This window comes from Nodosilinea sp. LEGE 07088, from assembly GCF_015207395.1.
GTDB lineage: Bacteria > Cyanobacteriota > Cyanobacteriia > Phormidesmidales > Phormidesmidaceae > Nodosilinea.
This window is the reverse complement of the sequence record NZ_JADEWX010000251.1, coordinates 1-6,361: the sequence shown is the minus strand read 5'-3', so window position 1 is coordinate 6,361 and position 6,361 is coordinate 1. Positions and strand designations below refer to the sequence as shown.

Annotated in this window: 6 protein-coding genes; 4 read left to right on the top strand and 2 right to left on the bottom strand. The window is 55.2% G+C overall.

The window, feature by feature from the left end:
* Positions 1 to 466: 466 nt before the first annotated feature.
* The gene (locus IQ254_RS28940) at positions 467 to 1,714 is read right to left on the bottom strand and encodes a hypothetical protein (RefSeq protein ID WP_228041208.1); all 1,248 of its coding nucleotides are present in this window, start codon (positions 1,712 to 1,714) and stop codon (positions 467 to 469) included.
* 409 nt (positions 1,715 to 2,123) lie between these two features.
* Positions 2,124 to 2,579, bottom strand: a complete 456-nt coding sequence (locus tag IQ254_RS28935) for a hypothetical protein (RefSeq protein ID WP_228041207.1) — start codon at positions 2,577 to 2,579, stop codon at positions 2,124 to 2,126.
* A gap of 320 nt (positions 2,580 to 2,899) precedes the next feature.
* On the opposite strand from IQ254_RS28935, the gene thrS reads away from it, so the two are divergent.
* From thrS to IQ254_RS28915, 4 genes are all read left to right on the top strand, one after another.
* On the top strand, positions 2,900 to 4,774 hold the full coding sequence (gene thrS / locus IQ254_RS28930; RefSeq protein WP_193969613.1) for a threonine--tRNA ligase: 1,875 nt from the start codon (positions 2,900 to 2,902) through the stop codon (positions 4,772 to 4,774).
* 108 nt (positions 4,775 to 4,882) lie between these two features.
* On the top strand, positions 4,883 to 5,140 hold the full coding sequence (locus IQ254_RS28925) for a hypothetical protein (protein WP_193969612.1): 258 nt from the start codon (positions 4,883 to 4,885) through the stop codon (positions 5,138 to 5,140).
* Between the two features lie 3 nt (positions 5,141 to 5,143).
* Positions 5,144 to 5,515 (top strand): DUF1636 domain-containing protein, encoded by a 372-nt coding sequence (locus IQ254_RS28920; RefSeq protein WP_193969611.1) that lies wholly within the window; start codon positions 5,144 to 5,146, stop codon positions 5,513 to 5,515.
* A gap of 143 nt (positions 5,516 to 5,658) precedes the next feature.
* Positions 5,659 to 6,219 carry a Crp/Fnr family transcriptional regulator gene (locus IQ254_RS28915; RefSeq protein WP_193969610.1) on the top strand — a complete coding sequence of 187 codons (561 nt, stop codon included), beginning with the start codon at positions 5,659 to 5,661 and terminating at the stop codon, positions 6,217 to 6,219.
* The last annotated feature ends 142 nt before the right edge of the window (positions 6,220 to 6,361 follow it).

Below are 6,361 nucleotides of genomic sequence, written 5' to 3'. Positions count from 1 at the left end.
AGAAGCTAGAGAATCACATCGGTGCGATCTGGATGTTCATCCATGACTACAATCGCCAAGTCAGACAGAAGTTGGCAGAACGGGAAGAGTCCATCTTTTCCTCTGTCCTTTACTAAAATGTACTACCCCCGTATATTTATCCCAGCTAGAGGAGATAGAGATCCTGTGGCCCGGTGACGTGCGCATACTGGCAGAATTTGTCCTCCGGGCTCATGATGCCAAAGATCAGCAAACCAACTTGCAAAACCCTGGGACGAGGACGCGATCGCGCACTACGCTTCACGGTCTCGCGCTTCAGTTTGCCCAGATAACCTGGCTTCCCAAGGAGCGAATTGAAACCATTTTCCTGGCCCACGGCTTTAACTTAGGGTCAGTCGTCGAATTTGACTGAAGGCCCAAGTGACATTCCGTGTCTGGCAAGGACAATGCCGATTTTCGCCCATAACCCAGGCACCGCAAACATTTGTCACCCTACCGCGTCATCCATCGGCCTAAAAAACGACGCCAACCCCTCAACTCTCAAAACAACTACCTCCTCGATCGCCTCAGGGTTCAGCGTATCCCCGATCGCAGCAGCACCGGCTTCGGTCTCAAATTCGCAGATTCTTCCGCCCACACCATAGCCCGCCTCCGCTTCCAGCACGCTGATGTGAGTAATCGGAACTAGCTGATCAACCTCGCCCGGCTCAGCGATATTCAGGGCCAGGTGGCAGCCTTCGCGAAAGATAGTTTTCTCCAGCAAATCCTGCACCCGTTTAGGCGCACCCGAACGCCATGCCTCTGGTTCACTGTCCTCGGCTGGATGTGCCCCCAGTAAGTGCCCTTGCCCCAGAGCCTCCACAATTCTGTGGACGATGACCGGGGTTTGTAGGTGGGGCACGACCCAATAGGCCTCCAACTCTCGCCTGAGATCTGGCCAGGGCTTGAGCTGTCGTTGGCTCAGCCCCATATCAAAGTAGGCTGGGGCAATGCCGACGGTTGCTTGGATTTCCTGATTTTTGAACTGCAACTCCAGCACCGCCGCATCCGGCAATTCAGGATGGGAAGAAGGCAGACTGATCAGCCAGTCGTGATCTTGAAACAGGCGATCATCCATCAGGTAACTTTCAATCAGGTCTTCCCATTGCTCGATGTCCGTTTCCTGAGGTGACTTCGGGATCCACGGTAAAAAGTCTAGATAGGTATTTTGATCAAAAGCATCTTGTGCCTGGGTTCTGCAAACTTGAATGTCGGCTTCAGATAACTCACCGTATTCGCTGGACTCATCACAAAGAACGTCCTCTACCATATCGACTAATGACAGGCCATGGAGACCATAGAAAAATAGGAGCACTTGTCGCCGCCAGAAGTACACACCTTCAAGGGAATCGCCAGACCCCACAGACGTTAGCTCTTTAGCTGTATCGATTTCCATGGCAATGAGACCTTTCAGGCACTCAAATGGAATCGCTCCTGCTTCGGCAAGGATGGCGTTTTGTCCACCGAGGGGAGTCAGCGGATTCATAATCGCGATGGCCGACCCACAGACCGCTGCCAGCTTTGCTTCGGTGGATAAAGCATCAAAGCGCTCGGTAACATCAACATAATCCAAGGGATTGTCATAATCGAGCTCACGCAGCTCGTCAAATCTTTCGAAGAAAGCCGCTACGAGATTGGCATAGATCCACCGTTCGATTTCAGTAGCATAAGGTTGCCCATGTTTAACTGGCCACATGGTCGGATTTCACCAAAATGCCTGCGAGAAGAGTATGGAATACACTACCCTATTCAAGATTAACCGGAGGTGTTGGGCTTCATGACATTTTATGTTTTGCAAATGGCTACCTGTCGCCTCACAGCCTCCTTAGAGGGCTCTACAACGATTTGAAAAATATTTTTGAGGAAAGTCGTGACTTGCTTAACAAAACCCGCAGCCCCTTCGTCCCGAACGAAGTTCAGAAAATCTTCTAATCCCTTCTGCCCCTTGATTCTAGCGGTTTTCAATAAACCGTCCTACCAATTTCCTACCGAAATCTGCTCAAAGGGGTGCCCGACGATGGGGATGAACAAGCAAAAGCAGACAGTTCGTTCGGGATTGCTCTTGAAAGCTGGTTCCAGGATCGCAGCGCGTGCCGGTTAGCTATCTACTGATTTACAGAACTGGCCGCTAGGGCTTGCACCATTTCCAGCGGTACCTGTTCAGCCCGAATCAATGACAGGTTTGCCTTCAGGCTGGTGACCTCCCCAGCACGGATCGCGAAGAACTCGCCGACCTGTTGGTTGGCGAGTTTGCTGGCAACGTCTGTCTTAGCTTCGCTGAGCATAGGCTTCAGCTTGTTGAGTGCGGTGTTTTCCTTTACCTTGCCGACAAACCAGGACGAGATTTGATCTCGATACCGGTAGTTCAGATCGCCGGGGCTCTGGGTAGCGAGCAAAATACCCAGCCCGGCGGAGCGGGCTCGCTTGAGCAGGCTTTCCATGGACTCTTTGGTGGAGGGTTTACCCTGGGCAGGCAGGTACAGATCGGCCTCATCAAACAACACCACCGCTTGAAGCTGGCCCGAGGGATGCCGCTGGGCATAGCGGTTGAAGTTGAGCAAAAACTGCGATACCCAAAGTAGAATGTTGGCTTTGTCGCCCAGGACGGCAGCGCAGTAGTTAGCTATTTGCTGCCGCTCAGCGCCGGGTAGTTGCCCCAGATCCAGCGGGGTAAGGGCAATGCTCAGCGATCGCAGATTTTGACCAGGCCGCAGCGCCCTTTCCCCGGCCCGTCATTTGTTGCCATAGGAAGGGGAAGGTTTTGCGGTAAACGGTCAGCGGTATGCGGTAAACGGTTTGCGGATCAACCGAACACCGTGAACCGCAAACCGTTTATCGTTTTGTGATAAATTGATAATGATTATCATTCTATAATTTGCCCATGGTTAGCCAGCTCTCCCGTCCCTCCTCTGGCGATCGCACTGCTCCCAGCGACCCCCAGCGGTTGCTGCGACTTCGCCACACCTGCGCCCATGTGCTGGCCATGGCTGTGCAGCGGCTGTTTCCCGAAACGCGGGTAACCATCGGCCCATCCACAGAGACCGGCTTTTACTACGACTTTGACCGCGCGATTGCCTTTACACCCGACGACCTTACCCGCATCGAAGCTGAAATGCGGCAGATCATCTGCGCCAACCTGCCGATAGTTCGCGAAACCGTGGATCGCGACGAGCTGCGGGCGGAGATTGCCCAGATGCATGAAACCTACAAGCTCGAAATTCTCGACGGTATTCCCTTGGGCGAGCCCGTTACCCGCTACTACATTGGCTGCCCTGACCCGGCCTTACCCCCCGGCGCTGAGCCGCCCTCGCTCTTTGATCTCCCTGCCCCTGGGGAACCTGCCCCTGCTGGTACCTACTGGTGGGATCTGTGCGCTGGCCCCCACCTGAACACCACCGGCGAAATTCACCCCGACGCCTTTGCCCTAGAAAGTGTGGCTGGGGCCTACTGGCGCGGTGATGAGACCAAACCTCAGCTGCAGCGCATCTACGGCACCGCCTGGGAAACCCCAGAGCAATTGCAGGCCTACCTGCAACAAAAGGAAGAGGCCAAACGGCGCGATCACCGCAAACTGGGGCAAGAGCTCGATCTCTTCAGCATTCAAGAAGAGGCCGGGGGAGGGCTGGTGTTTTGGCACCCCAAGGGAGCGCGGATGCGGTTGCTAATTGAGGACTACTGGCGCAATGCCCATCTGGCGGCGGGTTATGACCTGCTCTACACCCCCCACATTGCCAACCTCGACCTGTGGAAGACCTCGGGCCACTTTGAGTTCTATCGAGACAACATGTTTGACTCGATGACGATTGAAGCACAGCAGTATCAGCTCAGGCCGATGAACTGCCCCTTTCATGTGTTGACCTATCAGAATCAGCTGCACTCCTACCGAGAGTTGCCTCTGCGCTGGGCTGAGTTGGGCACCGTCTACCGCTACGAGCGATCGGGGGTGCTGCACGGCCTGATGCGGGTGCGGGGCTTTACTCAGGATGATGCCCATGTGTTTTGCCTGCCCGAGCAGGTGAGCGACGAAATTTTGGCGGTGCTGAACCTGACGGAGCAAGTCTTGTCAGACTTTGGCTTTACCGAGTACGAGGTCAATCTATCCACCCGCCCGGCCAAGTCGGTGGGGACCGATGCCGTGTGGGACTTGGCTACCGATGCCCTGATTCAAGCACTGGATAACAAGGGCTGGGACTACGTCACCGACGAGGGCGGCGGCGCTTTCTACGGCCCCAAAATTGACATCAAAATTCGCGACGCCATTGGTCGCCTGTGGCAGTGCTCCACCATTCAGGTCGACTTTAACCTGCCCGAGCGATTTGACCTGCACTATGTAGCCGCCGACGGCTCGCGGCAGCGCCCGATCATGATTCACCGGGCCATTTTTGGCTCGTTAGAGCGGTTCTTTGGCATTTTGGTCGAGAACTACGCTGGCGATTTCCCCCTGTGGCTGGCCCCGGTGCAGCTGCGGCTACTACCCGTGAGCGACGGCCAGCGCGACTATGCCAATGGGGTGGCCCAGACCCTGAAGCGGCAAGGCTATCGGGTGGAGGTCGATGCCAGCGGCGATCGCCTCGGCAAGCAAATTCGCACCGCCGAACTGGAGAAAATTCCGGTGGTGGCGGTGGTGGGTAAGCGCGAGGTGGAAGAACAGACCCTCAGTGTGCGCACCCGCCAAGATGGCGACAAAGGAGTGCTCGGCCTGACAGAATTGCAGGGGCTGATGGCACAGGCGATCGCCTATCGGAGGAGGGTGTAGGGTAAACGGTTCATGGTTTGCGGTTCACGGTTTTTCCTTTCACCGTAGACCTTGAACCGTTCACCGTAAACCGTGTGCCATATCTCATCTCGCATAACCAGACTTCCCATGGACTTATTTTCTCAACCCAAACCCACCGTTGACCCAGCGACTTTACAACAGCTCAAGGCTCAAGTTGCTGACCTGCTTAATTTAGATTCAGAAACGACTATTTCAATCAATCAGATTCAGTGTCGAGAGCCTGGCTGTCCGCCGGTAGAAACGGCCATCATCATTCTGACCCAGCCGATACAGCAGTACAAAATCCACAAAGCGATCAGCGATATCAGCACAGCAGATTTGGTCAAAGCGGTTCAGGAGAACTAAACCATGGCACATCATGCCCTCTTTGTTTGCACCTCCTGCGCCTTCTCAGCAACCCAGCGAGACCATCTGGGCCACCGAGGGGGATATCACCTATTCCAACAGTTGCAGCAGCAGGGGCAAATGCCGCCCGAGGTCACGCTTGAAGCGGTGGAGTGCCTCAGCGCCTGCCATCGGTTTTGTGCGATCGCCCTGGCTGCCCCTCAGAAAACCACGCTGATGTTTGGCGATCTGCCACCGCTGGAGAGCGCTGGCGCGATCGCGAAATTGGCCATCCAATACGCTGCCAGCCCTGACGGTCTGGTGCCGCGCCAGTTACGTCCTGAGCCCCTGCAAAAAGGCATTTTGGCAAGAATTCCGCCCTGGCCTCAACCCTAGCAAAGCATTAGAAGGCTTAATTATGGCTAACCTAGTTAAGAATCATTATCATTAACACTAAGGCTGTAGGGCTAGGATTTCCTTCTGCAAACTAAGTGTGCTAGCCCCAATAGCCCTCCGCTGCTCATTACTTCGGTGATTGTATGCCGCCTCTGACCGCTCCAGCCAATGCCTTAGATCGTCCGCTTGTTCATACCTTCAAGCGACGAGATATTCTTCCCCTAGAGGCCAATCGGCTCTGGCAGATTCAATCCGGGGCGGTGCGACTGCTTACCCTCTCGGAAGAGGGCACCCCCATCACGCTCGGCTTTTGGGAGAGCGGCGATTTGACTGGCCAGCCGTTGATCTGCATTCAGCCCAGCGAAATTGAGTGCCTAACTAAAGTGCAGGCCGTGCCGCTCAGCCCCGAGCAATGTTGGAATTTCCAGCAGGTAATGCGATCGCACCTGCACCAAATGCAAGAGCTAATTCGCTTCCGTCAGGGCCAGGTTCCCCAGCGGTTGCAGCGCCTATTGGACTGGCTAGCCCTCAAGTTTGGTCGCCCGGTTGAGCAGGGTCGCTTAATTCAACTGCGGCTGACCCATCAGGATATGGCCGATGCTATTGGCACTACCCGCGTTACCGTCACCCGCCTGATGCAAGAACTAGAGCGAAACGGGGCGATTGGCTACTCCCAAAAAAAACATGTCATTTTGCCTGAGTAAACGGCGGTGGGAGGGGGGGGACGGTTCACGGTTCACGGTTTGCGGTCTGCGGTTCTGCCTCGCACCGTATACCTCACACCGTATACCTCGCACCGTATACCTCGCACCCATCCACCCCCTAACTCTTCACCCCCTCCCTTTC